Origin of the sequence: Bradyrhizobium erythrophlei, assembly GCF_042430365.1 — a bacterium.
In the GTDB taxonomy this organism is placed as follows: Bacteria; Pseudomonadota; Alphaproteobacteria; order Rhizobiales; family Xanthobacteraceae; genus Bradyrhizobium; species Bradyrhizobium erythrophlei.
Map to the genome: position 1 here is coordinate 210,102 of NZ_JBHMET010000144.1, position 18,110 is coordinate 228,211.

The following is an 18,110-nucleotide window of genomic DNA, read 5'->3' on the forward strand; positions in this document are numbered from 1 at the left end:
CTCATGCCGACGGTCTAGCACGGCTAAATCCGCGCGACGAGATCGACAAAATGCGCCCATTGCCGGGCCTTGCTGTAGATCTCGTCAAGACGGCTCCTTCCGAGCGCGGCGATCCCAGCGAATTGCGGCCAATCCCGCAGACACCAGGAAATCACTTCAGCGGCCTGCTCCGGGGTATCGTAGGTCTCCATGGTCTCTCGGGGCCGCATCCCCTCCGGATACCCTCCCGCATCCGACAGGAGTAGCGCGCCGCAGCCCATGGCCTCGAAGCAGCGCATGTTGCCGCGATCGCTGCCCGCCATGTCAATCGCGCCGTTCAGCACGATCTTCGACGAACCGATGAGCTCGTAGAGGTCCCTGCCGAACACCGGCGGCCTTGCGATACGCGCGATGGCATCGGGGCGACGATGTTTCTGCAGTGGCAGCAATCGGCCGATCGCGCTTTCCGCAAGCCGCGTCAATCGCGACGCGTCGAGACAAAACACGATCCGATGCAGGCCCGCCAGGCTCGCCACCTGCTCGAGCGTCCTGCCGCGCGCACGGTGGTGCCGCGAGTAGCCACCAACGAACAGCACGTCGATTGGCCGCTCGCCGTTGCCGTACTCCTCCATCACCGGGTCAACCGCGGGAAAGAACAGCTCAGCCCGGCAGCCCTTGCTGCGCCAAGACTCGAGGATCGAGGGAAAGTTTCCTAGCACCGCGCCGTAGGCGGTCAGATCTGCGTTCCCCGAGGGCGCCGCGCGCCAGCACAGCGTCTTCTTCACGCTACTGGGAAGTTTGGCGACGAACGCGCTTGCGTAGCGCACAGGGTCGAGGTTGTAGAACACTTCGGTTCCGTGATGCTCGATCTGGGCGAGCAGGATCACCTCAAGGGTCGGCTGTCCGGGCATGCCCTGCTGACGCGCCCATTGGCGTTGCAACACCTCATCGTCGCCATTGGTGAAGAAGGCGTCAGGAGAGCCGTCCAGCACGGGTTTGAGGATATGCGGGGCGCCAAAGCGGTCGTACAGGAACACATCGCGCCGCGTCTCGAAACGCGATGCATTCGCCGCGAGCTGGTTGAGGCGCGGCAGATAGGACGGATACAGGCCGCTATTCTGGAACAGGCGCATCGCTCACGCGTACCTTGCCAGCATCCACTTCATGTTCAGATACGGCCAGATCCGGCCGACCGTCTCCCAATTCCAGCTCTGCTCCGCCGTCAAGCGGCCGACCGCTTGGCGCAGCCGCGTTTCGTCGACGAGCTCAGCGAACGCCGGCACCTTGCGGTCGAGCAGGCCTGCGGTCCAACCGGCCAGCGGTCCGTTTAGCCATTCCGGCATCGGCGAGTTGAAGCCGACCTTGCGGCGCGCGATGCGAATACTCTCCGGCATCAGGTTCGCCATCGCCCGTCGCGCCACCACCTTGGTGTAGCCGTCGGACGATTTGCTGGTTTCCGGCAGCGCCATCGTGTAGGTCACCAGGCGCCAGTCCATGAACGGCATCCTGACCTCGATGCCATGCGCCATCGAGAGCCGGTCGAAGTTACGCAGGATGGTAGGCAGCACAGTCGAGTGGAACATGCGGTAGAGGCGCCGGTTCAACGCACCCCAGTCGCGCGGCAGCACGTCGTCCTCGCCGACCAGCGGCAGCTGCGCGGGGACGGCCGTAAGGCCGCCGCGCAGGAAATAGTGTCCCTGACGCTTGATCATCAGCGCTCGCAGCAGATCGACGCCGCGCCGCGCCAGCGCCGAATACGAGGTGAGCGCGGCGGCAGCGTTGCGGATGCGAAAGGCGCCTGATTTGCCCTCTTGAAGATAGGCCCCCATCAATTCGTCCGCGCCGTGGCCATCGAGCGACACCGTGACATTCTGACGTCTCAGCTCGCGATAGATCAGCCAGGCTGCGCTCGGAAGCCCGATATAGACATCGTCATTGTCGTCGAGGATCTGATCGAGATCGGCGAGTGCATCGGACCGGCCGATCTCGAGGAATGTCGGCATGACCTTCGCCCAGGCGGCGGCTTCCTCGGCCATCGGCCGCTCATCGTTGATCGCGCCCGGAAACGTGGCGACAAAGGCGTGGCGCCACGCGGCGCTGTCGCGCGGTCCCATCCCGGCCTTCTCGTGCGCCGCCATCGCGCAGATCACCGCAGACGAATCGAAGCCGCCGGACAGGCAGGTTCCAATCGGAACGTCGCTGCGCATGCGCAAGGCCACGGCATCCTGAAACAGCTCGCGGAAGCGCGCCACGCGCGCGGCTTCAGTGCTCGGTATCACCGGCAAGTGATCCACCGTCCGCCACCAGCGGCGAGCCTCCACGCGGCCATGGCGCAACCACATGCAGTGGCCGGCCTGCAAGCGGCGCAGCTGCTGGAACAGGGTCCGCTCGCTGCCCTCTATCCCGAACGGATCAAGCAGCAGCCGCCGCGTCACGTCGGTGTCGATGGAAGCCTCGACCAGTCCGCTCCGCGCGAGCGCGCGCTGTTCGGACGCGAACACGAAGCGCTCGGGGGTCAGGGCGAACAGCAATGGCTTGATGCCGAACCGGTCGCGCGCAAGGAACAATTCGTCCGTGCGCGTGTCGTAGATCGCCAGCGCCCACATGCCGTTGAAGCGCGGCAGCATGTCTTCGCCCCAGACCTGCCAGGCGGCAAGGATAACCTCGGTGTCAGATTGGCTGCGGAACACCACGCCCTTTGCCTCGAGCTCGCGTCGAAGTTCGAGGAAATTGTAGATCTCGCCATTGTACACGATCACGTGCCGGCCGTCGGCGGAGAGCATCGGTTGATGGCCGCCCTCGCCGGGGTCGATGATGGCCAGGCGGCGGTGACCGAATGCCAGGTTCCGCCTGGCACTGAACCAGGTCCCCTCGCCGAACGGACCGCGATGCGCGATCAGACCGGTCAGCCGCGAAATATCGGCGGGTTCGACGGGGTCGCCGCGAAGGTTCACGATGCCAGCGATTCCACACATGTCTAGGCGGCCTTGAGGGGCAAGAAGCGGCTCACGATGGCGCGGAGATCCCGCCAGCACACGGCGCGATAGGGGCCAAACTGCGACACTGCGACGGCAACGACGAAGATGATCGCCGCCGCTAGCGCGTAGAGCGCCACCACATACCACCATGACGGCGCGTGATCGAATGACGCGTGGCCGAGCTGCGCGCGCAACAGCAACGCGGTCACGATCCCGACGCCGAGCGGCATCAGGACGAAATGGACGACCCGCGACCGGAGGCCGGGCAGGTTGAAGGTCCGCCGCAACAGCACCACCGTGGTGACCATTTGCGCCATCATGCCAACGCAGGCGCTCCAGCCCGCGGCCTGCCAGCCGAAATGCGGCAGCGCGATCGCGCTGGTCGCGAGCGTGAAGATGCCCGTGAGCAGTGAGATCAGCGCGTTGGCGTGGGATCGCCCCTGCGCCAGCAGGTAATAAGCAAACACATTGGCGCTCGATCCAAGGATTCCGCTGATCGAGAGCACCACCAGCACAGACTGGGCTTCGGCGGCCACCTCGGCACCGGTCCACAGATAAAGGAGCGGACCCGCGACAGGGATGAGCCCGCCCAGCGCGCTCGCGGCAAGCAGATTGAGGATCCATGACGCCCGGAGCAGGAGGTCGACCTTCCGATCCTCCGCCTCGTTTTGCAGCGAGCTGAAGAATGGAAACAGGATCTCGCCGACCTTCAGGACACCGATATAGACTGCCTCCTCAAGACGTTGCGCGACACTGTAGGCTCCAACGAACTGCGGCTGCAGGAGCGCCCCGAGAAAATACCGGTCCGCCTGTCCCGCGAAGAGGGCACCGCCCTGCGCGACGAATTGCCAGCCGCCCAGCTTGGCCAGCGCGCGGAAGGCTTCACGGTCGAGGACCGGTCGCGCCAGCCATTCGCCGACCGCACGTCGCGACAAGCCAAAGGCCACCAAGAAATTGGTCGCAAAGCCCAGCGTCTGGCAGCCGAGATATGTAGAGGCGCGCGGAGCGTGTGGGATCAAGAGCAGCATGGATACCGTCGCAACCACCGTGCCAGCAATGCTGATCGAGGCGACCCGCCGATAATCCTGGCGCGCCGTAAAGAGCGAAAGAAAGACCGTCGACACGCACTGGAACAGCCAGCCGGCGCCGGCCAGTGCGAAGGCAAGCCCGAGGTCGTCAGCGGCCGAACCGCTCAGATGAAATCCGAATCGCGCGAGCGGCGCTCCGACGAAGCAAAGCAGGATCGCGATCAGGCTGCCGACGGCGATCGCTAACATCAGCGCGGTCGCGAAGAAGCGCCGCGCATCGTCGCGATCGGACGGCTCCAATCGATGTGCGAGTTCGCGCGCCGTCGACAACGCTAGCGCATTGCTGAACACGAGCGCCGGCGCGATGCAGGCGGTGACCAGCCCCGCGACGCCGAACGCGGCGAGACCGAGACGAAAGATTACAAAGGGCAGGATCGCCAAATACAGAAGCACCGCGACCGCGAAAGCGATCGCATTCCATGCCGAATTACTGAGCAGATCGGGTGGATCTTTTCTCAATGCCATGCCAGCCTTCGGGCCATCGCTTCGCCGCGCGCATCAAGTGCTTCATTGATCAAGGCAAAACCCCCACGGCGTCGAGACCGGGCTAGCAGTCAACGCTGAGAATGTCGAGGGTTGGCGGAAGGAGCGAATTGCCGTTGATTCTAGGTGCCGAAACCGCCTATCTGGCGGGATCCGCACGCGATTCCGCCATTCACCCGAAGGGCCTAAAGCAGCACCGTGGCCATCCAGACCATTCCATTCAACCGTCCCTATCTGATCGGCAAGGAACTCGACCTTGTGGCCGAGGCGCAGCGTGGGTTGCACCTGTCCGGTGACGGCGGCTTCACCAAACGCTGCCATCGATGGATCGAGCAGCAGACCGGCTGCGCCAGGGCGCTCCTGACCCATTCATGCTCGTCCGCGCTGGACATGACCGCGCTGCTGCTCGACATCGAGGCCGGCGACGAGATCATCATGCCGTCTTACACCTTCGTTTCGACCGCAAATGCGTTCGTGCTGCGCGGCGGCGTGCCTGTATTCGTTGACATCCGTGAGGACACGCTCAACCTCGATGAACGGCTGATCGAGGCCGCCATCACGCCGCGCACGCGCGCGATTGTTCCTGTGCACTATGCGGGCGTCGGCTGCGAGATGGACGCGATCATGGCGATCGCAAGACGGCACAGGCTCGCCGTCGTCGAGGATGCGGCCCAGGGCGTTACCGCCTTCTACAAGGGCCGCGCGCTCGGCGCGATCGGCGATCTCGGCTGCTTCAGCTTTCACGAGACCAAGAACATCATCTCGGGCGAAGGCGGCGCGCTGCTGGTCAACGATCCGGCGCTGGTGCAACGCGCCGAGATCATTCGCGAGAAGGGTACCGATCGCGCCCGCTTCTACCGCGGCGAAGTTGACAAATACACCTGGCAAGACGTCGGCTCGTCCTATTTGCCGAGTGAGATCATTGCCGCATTCCTGTGGGCGCAGCTCGAAGAGGCCGAACGCATCACGCGCGAGCGGCTCGTGCTCTGGCAACGCTACCATACCGGGCTAGAAGCACTCGAACGCAGGGGTCTGCTGCGTCGTCCGATCGTCCCGGCGGATTGCCGGCACAACGGCCACCTCTATTACGTGCTTCTTGCGCCCGGTACCGATCGCCAGATGGTTTTGCGCAAATTGAAGGATGGCGGCGTCCATTCCGTCTTCCACTACGTGCCGCTGCACTCCGCACCAGCGGGACGGCGTTTCGGACGCGCGCATGGCGATCTGTTGCTGACGACGTCGCTGTCCGAGCGGCTGATCAGGCTGCCGATGTGGATCGGCCTGACCGAAAGCCAGCAGCAGCACGTCTGCGACCTCTTGGGCACGATCATAGGAGGATAGCGGCCGAAGTGTGCCGGCCTACAGCCCGTCCGACTCGCCATTCTTCGGCGTCGAGCGTGGCGTGAACGGCGCGTAGGAGCCGTCGAGCGCGCCGGCGACGGGCTGCGGGGGCGGCATTGCGGGCCCTCCCGCTGGCATCGAGGACGCTGGCCCGTCCTGGCGCTGCAGCACCAGAACCTCGCTGCGGCTGGCTTTCCTGAACGCGACCTCGCGGCCCTGGACGGTGCTGAGTTGCCAGCCGGCGTGGGTGTCGCCCTGCCGCAAGCGCAGAATCTTCTGGGTGGTCCGGTCGAGCAGCACGGCGATCGCATCGCCGTCGCCAACCACCGCCCCGATCAGCGCCAGCGTCGGGCGCTCCGGCTCCGCCGGGGCCGGCGGGGGGGTAGCTGCGGTCTCGGCGCTTGGAGCGACGACCGCCTGTTGGGGCGGCCGCCTGGAGGCCGAGAAGATCGGGCGGGCCTGGGTCGACGTCAGCGTCGACAGCGGCACCGACCACAACGGATTTCCGCCTGGCAGTGTCCTCGCCGCCTCCCGATTCGGCCGCGCCAGCGGCGTTATGCTGCCGAAATCGACGCTATCGGCGCTATCGGCGGTACGATCAGCCGGGAGAACGTCCAGCGCGGACGAGGTCGCAGCCAGAATCTCGGGTGACAAGCCCATGGACAGCCCTCCACCCGCAAGCAACGCGAGGACTGCGATTTTTGGCCACCTGACCATCCCGATCCCGACACCGGCCGCTGAACAACGTGGCAGCCATTAACCAGATAGCGTCCAACCTATCCGCAGCCGCTGTTTCCATCAACCGGACCGCGAATTGGTCTGGCAGGTCGACGCCTGGCGGACGCAACCGCCAAGTTTGCACACAGTGCTTTTTCGGCCGCCTGCCCGCGCCAGATGGCACGTGTTGCCAAACAGTCACGTTGCCCAAAATACGAAGCAAAGCAGACCCAAACCCCGGCCAAAGCGCCCTAGGCGCGTTGCCTGCCGTCGCAACACCGTGAGAAAATGGCGAAAATCGGCGCAGTTTACGGAGCCGGTTTCGAGACTGGTCCGCGTATCACGTAAGAATTTGAGACAAGCTCCATGGCCGATCTGAAATTGTTCGCGCGGAACGCGACACGCGGAGGGCGGTCGGCGACACGCCATTCGGTTGCTGTCCTGCTTGCCAGCACGGCACTCGGCGTTGTGTCGGCGCATGCGGTCGACGCGACTTGGACGGGCGGCAATCCCGGCGATCCGACCGTGTGGACGGAACCTCTGAACTGGACCGGCGGCACGGTGCCCGATGGTCAGGCCACGCTCACCAGCACCGGTCAGACTACCGTCGACAGTAACGGCCTCGTCAATATCGGCAGCGTGGTGTTTACGGCCGCGCCGAACGCCCAAGCCTATACTGTCAACATCAACGACATCTTCACGGTGAACGGCAGCGGAATCTCCAACAATTCGACCAACCCGCAGACTTTCAATGTCGGCTCGGTGATCGTGTTCACGAACGCGAGCAGTGCGAGCGCGGGCAGTTCGCCCGTAACGTACAACGTCAGCGGCGGCGGCGCGATCAGTTTCAACGGCACAAGCACCGCGGGCACGGCGATCATCACCAACGGCGGCGATATCGAATTCAACGGCTCCAGCAACGCCGGCACCTCGACGATCATCAACAATCTGGTGATGAACTTCAACAATACTGCTTCGGCCGGCAGCTCGAACATCACGAACGCTGGCCTTCTGGCCTTTAACGACTCGTCCAGCGCGGCCAATTCGACGATCACGACCAACAACCTCGCAACAACCCGCTTCACCGGATCGAGCACCGGCGGGAACGCGCGCTTCATCACGAACGCTGGCGGCACGTTCAACATATCCGGCCTCACCTCGGCCGGCATGACCGCCGGCTCGATCGAAGGCGCGGGCAGCTACGTCCTCGGCTCGAAAACGCTGACCACCGGCAGCAACAACCTGTCAACCCAGGTGAGCGGCGTGATCTCCGGTATCGGCGGCGGGCTGACCAAGGTCGGCGCCGGGACGCTGACGCTGACCGGCAACAACACCTATACGGGTGCAACCACGATCTCGGCGGGCACGCTTGCCCTGTCGGGCGGCGGCAGCATCGCAAGCTCCAGCATCGTCACGGTGAACGGGACGTTTGACATTAGCGCCTTGCCGGGCACATCCGCCCACATCACAACGCTCGCCGGAGGCGCAGGCGGCGTCGTGCAGCTTGGCAACAACACCTTGGCGATCACCAACGGTTCGACCGAGTTCGTGGGTGCGATCCAGGGCACCGGCGGAGTAGCAACCGGGGGATTTGAAGTCTCGGGCGGAACGCAAACCCTCTCCGGGATCAACACCTACACCAACCAGACCCAGATCGATGCCGGCGCGACGCTGGCGCTCAAGGGCAACGGCTCGATCGCGAACTCGGCCGTCGTGAACCTGTTTCCTGGCGCAGGCGGCACCCTCGATATTTCCCAGACGACCTCGGGCACATCGGTGCGGGGCCTGTTTTCGCTTCCCGGCAGCGGCGCGGTCGCCTTGGGTTCGAAGAATCTGACGATCACGAGCGGCAATACCTTCGGAGGGGTAATCCGCGACGGCGGTATCGGCGGCGGAAGCGGCGGCAGCGTAACCATCGCGGCCGGCGCCGGGCAGGCCCTCGCGGGCACGAACACTTATACCGGTGCAACAACGATCGCAGCTACCGGCGAACTGGATCTGATCACATTGGGTGGCAGCCATGGCAGCATCGCAACGTCGAGCTCGGTGATCGACAATGGAACGTTCGGGATCGACGGACTGCTCAACGGCGGCACCTCGATCAAGGCACTCTCCGGCAGCGGCCTTGTCCAGCTCGGTGCCAACACGCTGACCTTCACGAACGCCAGCGGAAGCTTTGCCGGCGTGATCCGCGATGGCGGCGCTGGCGGCGGTATAGTGATGGCGGGCGGCACGGAGGTGCTTTCCGGCATCAACACATACACCGGCACCACCACCGTCAATGGAGGCACGCTAGTGGTCGATGGCTCGACCGCCACCTCGGCCCTGACCACGGTCAATGCCGGCGGCACGCTCGCTGGCTCCGGCACTGTCGGCAACACCTCGATCGCGGGCGGCACGCTCGCGCCCGGTTCGACCAGTGGCAGCGTGTTCGGGCCGCTCACGGTGCAGGGCAGCCTCGCCTTCACCGCGGCCTCGACCTACCTGATCCAGGTGTCGCCGGCGAACGCCGGCCTCACCAACGTCACCGGCGCGGCCAACCTCGGCGGCGCCACGGTGAACGCGGTATTCCTGCCCGGCAGCTATGTCGACAAGAAGTACACCATCCTCCATGCCAACGGTGGGCTGGCGGGATCGACCTTCAATCCGGCGGTCGTCGGCAACAACCAGAACCTGCAATCGACGCTGAGCTACGATGCCAACAACGCCTACCTCAACATCAAGCTGCAGTTCGTGTCCCCGGGCGGACTGAACATCAACCAGCAGAACGTCGCCAACGCGACCACGAATTTCTTCAATGCCAGCGGGTCGATCCCGGCCGCCTTCGCGACGCTCAACGCCGCCGGGCTGACGGCCGCCTCCGGCGAGCTCGGCACCGGCGTGATCCAGTCCTCGATCAATGCCGACAGCCAGTTCCTCGGCCTGCTGCTCGATCCGACGATCGCCGGCCGTGGCGCCGGATTTGCGGCGCCGAACGGCGCATCTCGTTTCGCGGCGGAAGATGACGCCACGGCCTATGCTGAGAGGCGCCCGGCGACCGCCAGCGAGCGTGCGGCCTATGCCATGGCGACCAAGGCGCCGATGCTCGCACCCGCGCCGGTCAACCGCTGGAGCGTCTGGGCGGCCGGCTATGGCGGCTCGGCCAGGACCGACGGCAATGCCGTGGTCGGCACGCAGGACACCAAGGCGAGCGTCTGGGGCGTCGCGGCGGGTGCGGACTACAAGGTCACCCCGGACACGCTGATCGGCTTCGCGCTCGGCGGCGGCGGCACGAATTACTCGCTGGCGAATGGGCTCGGCAGCGGCTCGGCGGACCTGTTCCAGGCCGGCGTGTTCGGCCGCCACAATATCGGCCCGGCCTATCTGTCGGCGGCGCTGGCCTATGGCTGGCACGACGTCACCACCACCCGCACCGTGACGCTGGCCGGTTTCGACCAGTTGCAGGCCCGCTTCCGCGCCGAAACCTTCTCGGCCCGCTTCGAGGGCGGCTATCGTTTTGCAACGCCCGTCGTCGGCATCACGCCCTACGCGGCGGCCCAGGTAATCAGCTTCAACCTGCCGTCCTATGCGGAAGCGGCCATCATCGGCACCCCGATGTTCGCATTGAACTATGCAAGCCAGACCACGACCGCGACCCGCACCGAGCTCGGCCTGCGCACCGACAAGTCCTATGCGCTGCAGGATGCGATGCTAACGCTGCGCGGCCGCGCAGCCTGGGCACATGACTACAACAATGACCGCGCGGTGAGCGCGATCTTCCAGTCGCTGCCCGGCGCAAGCTTCGTCGTCAACGGCGCGCGCGGCAAGCCGGATTCAGCGCTGGTCAGTGGCGGCGCCGAAGTCAATTGGCTGAACGGCTTCTCGCTTGCGGCGACCTTCGAGGGCGAGTTCTCCAGCAACGTCACGAGCTACGCCGGCAAGGGCGTCGCCCGGTACAGCTGGTGACGCCGGCCTAAGAGCAATTTCAGTTCTGATTGGATCAGAACTGAAAGCTCTAGATTCTTGTTTGAGGCGCCGTCTTCACGCGAACCGGCGTCCACTTCGCTCGAAAACGCTCTCGCCTCAGGCGTGCTTCCGCTATTTGCCGCCCTGCCACTGCCCGGAGACCCCGAGCACGACGCGGATGTGCCCCGTGCGGGTCTCGCTGGCCGCGGTGGTCTGCGGCACCTGAACGTCGAGCTGATCGACGAACAAGAACGGCATGCCGACCTCGAGGTCGTACAACAGCTTCTGCAGCGCAGGCTGCTCCATCTCGCAACTGACGACGAGCCCGACGAAGCCGTCCTTGGCCTGGGTGCCGAGCACATCGACCTGCGAGGACTGCACGGTGCCGCCGACATTGCTGATCGCGGCCGCGACCCGCTGCAACAGCGCCGCGCCCGCAACGGTCACCGTCGGCCCCTCCAGGAACGGCGTGCCGGGATGCTCTGCCGACAGCGCCGCAGCGCCGCGCGGCTTGCGGCCCCGCATTTGCTCGAGCAAGTCGGAGGTCTGCGCCAGCGTGCGCTGATGATCGAAGATGCCGGCGATCGCAACCGCGCTCATGATCACGAGCCCGCCGAGCGCGGCGAGATAGAGCACGACCGCGGTCAGCGGCGACTGCGTCAACAGGCGCGTGACGGCGTTTCCCATACCGACATTGCCCGCACTCATCGCGCCACCGTGTTTTTCGGCTCGACCCGGGCCTCGATGTGGAAGCGCTCGCCGGGATCGGACGGCGCGCGAGTAGTCGGCGCGTAGAAAGTCGCGCGGGTGAAGTGCTGCGACTGCTCGATCAGCGGGATCAGCGACGGCGCATCGCGGGTGATCCCCGAGATCTGCAGCTTGGCACCTGCAAAATGCAGTTCCGTGACATAGGTATGGTCGGGCAGCACCTGGCTCAGCGTCTCCAGCACGATCACGCTTGCGGGCGTCTCGTATTTGCGGCGTTCGAGGGCCGCAATCGGCGAGCGGTCGCCGCCGTCGGCACCGGCGCGGATCGCTGCGCGCCGCGCCGAGATCTGCCGCGCCAGTTCGTCCTCCTGCGCGCCGAGGCTGCTCGCGACATAGGCCGAGATGCCAACCGACAACAGCGCGATCACGGCGGCCGCGCCGAGCGCGACCTGCAGCGCACGGCCCAGCCGCGCAGCATCGAGATGCCCGCGCGCGCTCTGCTCAAACACCTGGACGTGGCCCGCATGCCCCTCGACATCGGTGCAGATCGCGACCGACGACGGATGGAACGCGGCCACCGCCCGGGCATAGCCCGCGGCCAGCTTGCGCGTGGTCGCGGCGATCATCGTGGTGATGCTGTCGTTGCCGCCGGCGACCGGCGCGGTATAGCCGAACACCGCCTCGCTCGCGCCCCATGGCGTGAGGCGATCGATCTGCGCGCGGACAATGCCTTCGAGGAAATCCCCTGCGCGCGCCGGCAGTTCGAGCGGCCGGAACAGGAACCGCTTCGGGTGCAACACAATCTCGACCCGCTTGCCGCGGAACAGCGGTACAAGATTGGGCGCCGACAGCGCTCCGTTGGCGAACAGGATGCGGGACGGCGCGTTGTCGACCTTATCGGCCGCCTCGACGGCAAAGCTGCCGTCATCGGCCTCGACCAGGCGGACCACGCGCGGCGAGACGATGCGATTGATCCCGGCGATGATCGCGGCCGCGACGCTTCCGGTCCAGGCGGCCAATACGGCGCCGATGGTGGAAAACACTGTCATCTCGAGGAGGCCCTTTGCGGCGCCGTGCTGCCGTCGGAATTGTTGCGCCACGACAATACACGATAAGGCTCGTCACCGCTTTCGAGAAGCAGGATCACCACCTCGCTGCCGCGACGCCGCCCGTCGGCGAGTTCGGCCTCAATCGCGACGCGATAGGCTCTCGACGATTCCAGCGTCACCCCTTCCCCGCCCGACAAGCCGATCAGCGCGCGCGGGTCGAGCGCGGGGTCGCCGCGCTGGGACAATACGGCCTGAAGCGCCTCCGGGCTCATGCCGGGCAATGCCGCCAGCACCTGCGGCGCGGCGTCGCGCACATTGACCTGCGCCAGATTGCTGAACACCGTCACGAACGGCAGCATGCGCTCGATTACCGCGGGAGGAATCCCGTAGACCGACCACAGCTCCTCAGGCGCCGGAAACGGCGCATGGCGCGGCGCATAGGCGACGCCCGACGTCTTGTAGAACGAGGTCTCCGGATCGTCGTCGCCGAGTTCGGTCGGCGCCCGCCAGGCAAGCACACGGTCGGCATAGGCGGCGGCGCTGGACGGGCTCGCGCCGAGCCCTGCCATCAGCCCCGCCAGCAGCGCCTTCGGCGCGGCGTTGAGGTCGATCCGCGCGGCCTCGGAGCGGAAGGTGACGAACACCCGGCCAGGGCCGACGCGGGCGTTGAAGGTCCCGCTGCTCGGGCGCGCGGTTTCGCTGAAGCCGGAGAGCTGCAACGCCGTGAGCTCGAGGCCCGCGGTAACCATCGCCTCGGCCTGGATCCGGTCGGTGCTGCCGGCAACGATGACGGCGGTGTTCGTGACATAGGTCAGGTAGATCAGGACAAGTGCGGAAAGTGCACCGAGGATCCACAGCACCGCGATCACGATAAAGCCGCGCTGCGATCCCCTGTCGATGTCATGAGGCCCAGCCTTCACAGCTGCTCCTCCTTCCTTTCGACGCTCGACTTGAGCCGCGCGGCGAGACAGGCGGTGGCGCTTTTTGCCCGCGCGCATTCCGCCGGCGCGTCGACATGCACGATCGCGGCGCTGGAGACCGCGAGGACCTGCCCAGTGCCGGCATCGCGCACCGAGACGCGGACCGTGCTCGGCAATTGCGTCCGGTCGCGCCAGCTCGACTGCCAGACCTGGTCGGGGCCGGCATAGGAAAAGGTGACGCGAAACGGCGCCCGGATCAGCACAACCTGATCGACGAAGCGAATCTGCGCATTCGTCGGCATCGGACTGAACGGGGTCCGCTCGCGCACCAGCGCGAGCCCTTGGGCATCTGCTTTCTCGATCAGGCGGATGATCTCGAGACCGGGACGCGTGCTCGGCCCGACCGCCGTGCGCACGAAGGTGACGGACAGCTCGTTGCCCTCGAACAACAGTAACTTGCTGTCCGCGCTCCTCGGCATCATTTCGGCGACCGACAGGTCGGCCAGCGCCCGTTCCAGTCCGATTGCCAGCCGCTCGGCGCGCTGCACGCGCGCGATGCCGCGATTCCAGTTCGGCAGCCATTGCGCCGTCACGGTGGCGAGCGCGGCCAGGATCACTGTCATCAACAGCGTCGCCAGCAGCACTTCGAGCAGCGTGAAGCCGGCCTCATCGCGCCATGACCGCCGCCCGATCATTCGCCCCCCTTCGGCACGAGGCGCACCGTCGTGACCTGGATCTGCGCACCGCCCGGCCCCTGCATCCTCATGTTGATCGCCATCGGCACGAAACGGCTCGGCGGCGCATCCGCGGCTGCGGCGTTGATCGGCGCGACGTCGATGCGCCAGCGGTGACCGGCGAGCTCCCCGGTCTGCCGGCCCACCTGCAGCGCGTTCCGTGCCGGAAGCGAGGCCAGCACGGTTTCGGCGGCGCCGCTCAACGACAGCCTCGAGTCGATCGCACGGGTGCCGCGCACGGTGGTGCCGATCACGGCGCCGATCGACGACAGCACGGCCGCGATGATCGCCAGCGCAACCAGCGCCTCGATCAGCGTGAAGCCCCGCTCGCCGTCAGAGCAGCTTTTGCGCGACAATTTCGACGCCTCCGGTCAGCCAGTTGACGCGGACCTCATACCCCATGCCCGGCCGCGCCAACGCGATGGTGCCGCCGCACGACATGCCCGACGGGAAGAAATCGATCGAGCGGCCCACGACACGATTCGCGCAGCGCGACGCCAGCGTCGCATCGACGGTGACGTCCGGGGGCAAACGGACGATGCGGCCGGTGGCACCGGAACGGATCGCACGCGCCTCGGCGTCCACAAGCGTAGTCACCTGGACCTGCCGGCGCAGCGCGGTGCTGCGGTCGGCCTTGAGCAGCGCCGCGGTCTCGACCGCATAGCTTTCCAGCCGCGCGCGCGTGGTGGCGCGCGGGATCGACGGCAGGACTATGGCCGCGAGCAGGCCGATGATCGCGAGCACGCAGAGGATTTCGATCAGCGCGAAACCCGCTTCGCCCCGCCGTTGCTCAACGCGTGCCGCTGGTAATATCGGCTGCCGTGCCACTGCCGCCTTCCTGACCGTCTGATCCGAGCGAGATGATGTCGTAGGGCGAGCGCTCGCCCGGCGACCGGTAGACATAGCTATGGCCCCAGGGATCGTTGGGCACGACACCGCCGCGGAGATACGGCCCGTTCCACCCCGGTGCATTGTTGCTGCGGGTCAGCGCGGCGAGCCCCTCGCTGCTGTTCGGATAACGTCCGAGGTCGAGATAGTACAGATCGAGCGCGCTGGTGAAGCTCTCGATCTGGATCTTCGCCGCCTTGGCCTTGGACTCGCTGAGATAGTTGAGTACGCGCGGCCCGACCAGCGCCATGATCATGCCGATGATGGTGATGACGACGAGCATCTCGACCAGCGTAAAGCCGGCTTCGGGGTCGCGCCGGCGTCGCGCCGGCCGCATCGGAACTTTTCGGAATATCTTCATGTCAAACACCCTCACCCGATGATCTGACTGACCGACATCAGCGCCGTCATCACAGACACAATCAACCCGCCGACCACGATGCTGATCACGATGATCGCTGCCGGGCCCGCGATGCCGACCACACGGTCCAGCGTGCGCTGCAGCTTGGCCTCATAAAACTCCGCCACTCGTCCTGCCAGCATTGGCAGCTGACCAGTCTCATCGCCCAGCCGCAACATGCGCACCGCCATCGGGGGCAGCGCCTCGGTGTCGGCCAGCGCATCCGACAGCTTCGCGCCATGACGGACGCGGTCGGCGGCATCGGTCCACACCGTAGACGACCCAATTGACGACATCATGTCGATGAGAATGCGCAGCGTGGTGGTCAGATTGACGCCGCTGCCAAGCAGCAGCCCCAGATTCCGGCAGAACAGCGACGTTCGGTAGTACTTCATCACCTCGCGGATCGCCGGCAGCCGCGTCAGCGCGGTCATCAGGCCGCGGCGCACGCCTTCCTGGCGCAGCGACAACCAGGCAATGGCGATCACGGCGGCAAGGATCGCCAGCACTGCGTCCGAATTGGCGCGCAGGAAGGTCGACAGATTGAGGAAACCGAGAACGAACGGGTCGACCTTCGCGCCGAAATCCTGCAACACGCTCGCGAACTGCGGCAGCACAAATGTCAGGAAGAACAGCAGCACACAGGACGCGGCCCCGAGCACGAACAGGGGATAACGAACGGCATCGCCGACCCGACGCTTCAACGCCTCGGTACGGGTGCGCTCGTCGGCCAATACCTCCAGCACCTGGTCGAGCGAACCGGAGGCTTCGCCAACCCGGATCAGCGCGACATACATCGGCGGAAACAGGCCATGGTGCCGCGCCAGGGCCTCGGCGAGGCTTTCCCCTGCCACCACGTGCGAGCGGATGTCGGCAACCACCGGCCGCAAGCGGCCAAAATCGCGGTCGGCCGCCAGGAGCTCCAGCCCGTCATTGATCCGCGCCCCCGCTCGCAGCAGCAGCGCAATGTCACGGGTGAAGATCGTGACGTCCTCGGGCCTCGGCTTGCCGAACAGGTTGAGGGCGCCGCGCGCTGAGCCGCGCTCCTCCAGCGTGACATTGTCGACGAGCACGAGGCCGAGGCGCTCGATCCGAGCCGCGACATCGCCGGCCGCCGGCGCCGCGATCGCGCCGGAGACCAGCTCGCCGTCGGAGTTCATCGCGCGGTAACGGTAATTCGGCATCACCTCACCGGATCGTCGTCACGCGGAACACCTCGGGCACGGTGGTCACCCCGGCCCGGCATTTGGCCACCGCGTCAGCGAGCATCGTGGTCATGCCGCCGTCCATCGCCGCGGTGTCGATGGTGTGGGAATCCGTCTGCGGCCCGACCAGCTTGCGCACATCGTCGGTCATTTCGAGGACTTCGAACACACCGTTGCGGCCGCGATAGCCGGTGCCGCCGCAGCGCTCGCAGCCGCCTGTTTCGTGCACCACCTCGCCCGCCTTGAAGCCGATCACCGCAAAGCGCGGATCATGGTCGATGTCGGCGGCGGACAGCGTGTGCGGCACCTTGCAGCGGTCGCAGAGCACGCGCACCAGACGTTGCGCGACCACCGCCCGCAATGTCGACCTCAGCAGGAAGCCCTCGACGCCGAGATCGATCAGCCGCGGCACCGCGGCTGCTGCGGTCTCGGTGTGCAGCGTGGTCAACACCAGATGGCCGGTCAGCGCCGCATGGATCGCGATATGCGCGGTCTCGGCGTCGCGGACTTCGCCGACCATGATCACGTCAGGGTCCTGGCGGACGAAGGAGCGCATCGCCGCCGCAAAGGTCAGCCCGATCGAAGGCTTCACCTGCGATTGGTTGATGCCGGGAATTTCATACTCGACCGGGTCCTCGATGGTGAGGATCTTGCGCGTCGGCTCGTTGAGGATCGAGAGCATCGTGGCAAGCGTCGTGGTCTTGCCGCTACCGGTCGGCCCCGTCACCACGATCATGCCATGCGGCAGTGCGAGCAGTCGCGACAGGATGTTCTCGTCACGCGCCGCGAGGCCGAGCTTGCTCATCTCCAGGAGGCCACGGTCGCGCGGCAACAGCCGGATCACCGCGCTTTCGCCGGCCTGGGTCGGCATGGTCGCGACACGAACGTCGAGCTCGGCGCGGCTGACGCGGATACGTGCCGCGCCGTCCTGCGGCAGGCGCCGTTCGGCGATGTTGAGGCCGGCAAGGATCTTCACGCGCGAGATCAGCGCCTGCGGCGGAATCCCCGACGGCGCCGGAATCGCGCGCAACAGCCCGTCGACGCGCATGCGGACGACGAGCCCGGTGCGGAACGGCTCGATATGGATGTCGCTGGCACGCAACTCGACCGCGCGTTCCAGGAGATCGTTGAACGCGCGCACCACCGGCGCGCCGCTGGCGAGGTCGCGCAGGCTCTCGATGTCGTCGTCGGATTGCCGGCTCGCTCCCCTGGCGGCCTCGTCGGCGGCGGTACCCTCCGCCTCGATGCGCTGGTCGAGCACCGTGGTGATGTCCTCGAATGAGGCGACCGTGACCTCGACCGGCTCGTCAAACACGATCTCGGCGGCGCGAATCGCGGCGGTGTCCGAGGGATCGGCGACCGCGATGCGATAGCCGCCGTTCGGCGCGCGGAACGGAAAGATCGTGGACTCGCGCAGGAAGCGGCGAGAGAAGCCATCGAGGCACGGTGTGGAGGCAAGCAATTGCGGCAGGCTGAGCCGAGCCACGCCGAAATAGTCCGAAACCTCGTCGGCGAAATCGGCCGCGGAGAGATCGGTCGCTTCCCACAATTCACGCAAGGGACGCGTCAAAGTTGAACTGACCGGCTGCTCGACCCGCGCCCGCGCGCGTGCCGGTAAAGAATATTTGTCGAGGAGGTGTTGTCGGAAGGTCTCTGCGGAAAGGTCGCGCATCGA

At 66.0% G+C, this 18,110-nt stretch carries 15 protein-coding genes; 2 read left to right on the plus strand and 13 right to left on the minus strand.

All coding sequences use genetic code 11. From position 1 onward, the window contains the following. Window positions 1-23 precede the first annotated feature (23 nt). From ACFFWD_RS22550 to ACFFWD_RS22560, 3 genes are read right to left on the minus strand one after another with little or no spacing between them, the layout of a single operon-like run. Window positions 24-1,112, minus strand: a complete 1,089-nt coding sequence (locus tag ACFFWD_RS22550) for a glycosyltransferase family protein (protein WP_376968685.1) — start codon at window positions 1,110-1,112, stop codon at window positions 24-26. A gap of 3 nt (window positions 1,113-1,115) precedes the next feature. After that, complete coding sequence (gene asnB / locus ACFFWD_RS22555) at window positions 1,116-2,954, minus strand: asparagine synthase (glutamine-hydrolyzing) (RefSeq protein WP_376968686.1); 1,839 nt, start codon at window positions 2,952-2,954, stop codon at window positions 1,116-1,118. A gap of 2 nt (window positions 2,955-2,956) precedes the next feature. Then, window positions 2,957-4,510, minus strand: coding sequence for a lipopolysaccharide biosynthesis protein (locus ACFFWD_RS22560; RefSeq protein ID WP_376968687.1), 1,554 nt, complete (start codon window positions 4,508-4,510; stop codon window positions 2,957-2,959). A 216-nt stretch (window positions 4,511-4,726) separates the two neighbouring features. Between ACFFWD_RS22560 and rffA the strand changes: the two genes are divergently transcribed. Continuing rightward, window positions 4,727-5,869 carry a dTDP-4-amino-4,6-dideoxygalactose transaminase gene (gene rffA / locus ACFFWD_RS22565; RefSeq protein ID WP_376968688.1) on the plus strand — a complete coding sequence of 381 codons (1,143 nt, stop codon included), beginning with the start codon at window positions 4,727-4,729 and terminating at the stop codon, window positions 5,867-5,869. Between the two features lie 18 nt (window positions 5,870-5,887). On the opposite strand, the gene ACFFWD_RS22570 is transcribed toward rffA, so the two are convergent. Next, a complete protein-coding gene (locus ACFFWD_RS22570) occupies window positions 5,888-6,529 on the minus strand; it encodes a hypothetical protein (RefSeq protein WP_376968689.1) in 642 nt (213 codons plus the stop codon). Window positions 6,530-6,952: 423 nt separating this feature from the next. On the opposite strand from ACFFWD_RS22570, the gene ACFFWD_RS22575 reads away from it, so the two are divergent. After that, on the plus strand, window positions 6,953-10,531 hold the full coding sequence (locus tag ACFFWD_RS22575) for an autotransporter domain-containing protein (RefSeq protein ID WP_376968690.1): 3,579 nt from the start codon (window positions 6,953-6,955) through the stop codon (window positions 10,529-10,531). Between the two features lie 132 nt (window positions 10,532-10,663). Here the strand turns inward: ACFFWD_RS22575 and gspM are convergent, their stop codons facing one another. Genes gspM through ACFFWD_RS22620 form a run of 9 tightly spaced genes read right to left on the minus strand, consistent with a single transcriptional unit; the run spans window position 10,664 to window position 18,107 of the window. Continuing rightward, window positions 10,664-11,239, minus strand: a complete 576-nt coding sequence (gspM, locus tag ACFFWD_RS22580; RefSeq protein ID WP_376968691.1) for a type II secretion system protein GspM — start codon at window positions 11,237-11,239, stop codon at window positions 10,664-10,666. Further along, window positions 11,236-12,288 carry a PilN domain-containing protein gene (locus tag ACFFWD_RS22585; protein ID WP_376968692.1) on the minus strand — a complete coding sequence of 351 codons (1,053 nt, stop codon included), beginning with the start codon at window positions 12,286-12,288 and terminating at the stop codon, window positions 11,236-11,238. The genes gspM and ACFFWD_RS22585 overlap by 4 nt, the downstream gene beginning before the upstream one ends. Beyond that, complete coding sequence (locus ACFFWD_RS22590; protein ID WP_376968693.1) at window positions 12,285-13,208, minus strand: type II secretion system minor pseudopilin; 924 nt, start codon at window positions 13,206-13,208, stop codon at window positions 12,285-12,287. The genes ACFFWD_RS22585 and ACFFWD_RS22590 overlap by 4 nt, the downstream gene beginning before the upstream one ends. Beyond that, window positions 13,205-13,903 (minus strand): prepilin-type N-terminal cleavage/methylation domain-containing protein, encoded by a 699-nt coding sequence (locus tag ACFFWD_RS22595; RefSeq protein WP_376968694.1) that lies wholly within the window; start codon window positions 13,901-13,903, stop codon window positions 13,205-13,207. The genes ACFFWD_RS22590 and ACFFWD_RS22595 overlap by 4 nt, the downstream gene beginning before the upstream one ends. Next, window positions 13,900-14,298 carry a prepilin-type N-terminal cleavage/methylation domain-containing protein gene (locus tag ACFFWD_RS22600; RefSeq protein ID WP_376968695.1) on the minus strand — a complete coding sequence of 133 codons (399 nt, stop codon included), beginning with the start codon at window positions 14,296-14,298 and terminating at the stop codon, window positions 13,900-13,902. The genes ACFFWD_RS22595 and ACFFWD_RS22600 overlap by 4 nt, the downstream gene beginning before the upstream one ends. Then, a complete protein-coding gene (locus ACFFWD_RS22605) occupies window positions 14,276-14,770 on the minus strand; it encodes a prepilin-type N-terminal cleavage/methylation domain-containing protein (RefSeq protein ID WP_376968696.1) in 495 nt (164 codons plus the stop codon). Before ACFFWD_RS22605 ends, ACFFWD_RS22600 begins: the two co-directional genes overlap by 23 nt. After that, window positions 14,733-15,191 carry a type II secretion system major pseudopilin GspG gene (gene gspG / locus ACFFWD_RS22610; RefSeq protein ID WP_376968697.1) on the minus strand — a complete coding sequence of 153 codons (459 nt, stop codon included), beginning with the start codon at window positions 15,189-15,191 and terminating at the stop codon, window positions 14,733-14,735. Before gspG ends, ACFFWD_RS22605 begins: the two co-directional genes overlap by 38 nt. An 11-nt stretch (window positions 15,192-15,202) precedes the next feature. Next, window positions 15,203-16,414: a type II secretion system F family protein gene (locus ACFFWD_RS22615; protein WP_376968698.1), complete on the minus strand. Its 1,212-nt coding sequence runs from the start codon at window positions 16,412-16,414 to the stop codon at window positions 15,203-15,205. A 4-nt stretch (window positions 16,415-16,418) separates the two neighbouring features. Further along, complete coding sequence (locus tag ACFFWD_RS22620) at window positions 16,419-18,107, minus strand: GspE/PulE family protein (RefSeq protein ID WP_376968699.1); 1,689 nt, start codon at window positions 18,105-18,107, stop codon at window positions 16,419-16,421. Window positions 18,108-18,110: the final 3 nt, after the last annotated feature.